Annotated in this window: 1 protein-coding gene and 1 pseudogene; both read right to left on the bottom strand. The window is 72.5% G+C overall.

The annotated features are described in order from the left end of the window. Window positions 1-376, bottom strand: a pseudogene (locus tag ADY59_RS52250) (DUF4037 domain-containing protein); the annotation flags it as partial. Between the two features lie 77 nt (window positions 377-453). Next, on the bottom strand, window positions 454-840 hold the full coding sequence (locus ADY59_RS47355; protein WP_082310942.1) for a GNAT family N-acetyltransferase: 387 nt from the start codon (window positions 838-840) through the stop codon (window positions 454-456). Window positions 841-1,003 lie beyond the last annotated feature (163 nt).

Below are 1,003 nucleotides of genomic sequence, written 5' to 3'. Positions count from 1 at the left end.
GAGAGGGCCAGTCCAGCAGCGACACACCGCCCCGCGGATCGAACCCCAGCTGCAACCGCAGCCACTCCCCCAGATCCGCGACGACCACCCCCGGCCGCACCTCACCGTGATAGTCGAAAACAGTGGGAAACCCACCGAAACTCTCGGGCAGGCCGCGCGCCACCGCAGCCTCCACCTCACCGGCCCCCTCCCCGGACACGAACACCAGCACCCGGGGCCCCCAATCATGATCGGCGGACCGGCCCGTGTCGAAGGACAACACCTCCGACCCCGGCCCGATCAACGCCGCACTGTGCGGCACCCCCGCCAGCAGCGGCGCCACCGCCTCCCGGTAGAAAGCACGGGACAATTCGATACCAGGCACAAAATCGGTCATCACGCGTCCACTGTGCCTGACACCTCCCCCAACCTCACCCGAATTAATTTTCGATCTCGTACGCGACCAGCACACACTCAGGTGACATGCGCCGCCAGCACCCGGCGCCGCCGGTAGCCGATCCGCTCATACACCGCCAGCGCCGCCACGTTGTGATCGTCGACCATCAGCGCCGCCCGGCCCCGCTCGGCCACCAGCTCCCGCGACACCCACCGGCACACCCGCTCGGCCAGCCCCAGCCCGCGCAGCCGCCCCACCGTCGCCACACCCGCCAGCACCCCCCCCGACGGCGCCGGCCACCCGTCCGCCGCCCCCGCCGCCAGCTCACCACCGACCCGTAACCCGGGCCACCGCCGCACCCCGGCCAGTCCCGGCACCGCGTACGAATCAGGCGCGTGCTCATCCAGCAGCGCGGCCACCTCAGGCTCGTCACCCGCCTCCAGCCACCCCACCTCCCCGGCCACAGCACCAGCACCAGCACCAGCACCGGCGGCACGGGCGGGACCGGCTGGCGGTGTGGGGTGGTGTGTCGTCGGCGGTGCGGCTGGTGCGGTTCGCGCTGGCGGAGCTGGGGCCGTCGTATCGGCCGTTCGGGGAGCGGGAGCTGGTGGCCGAGCGGGGCCGGGC

The sequence above is a fragment of the Nonomuraea sp. SBT364 genome (assembly GCF_001083785.1).
GTDB lineage: Bacteria > Actinomycetota > Actinomycetes > Streptosporangiales > Streptosporangiaceae > Nonomuraea.
Note: the sequence above shows the minus strand (reverse complement) of the source record. Positions and strands in the feature narration are given on the sequence as shown.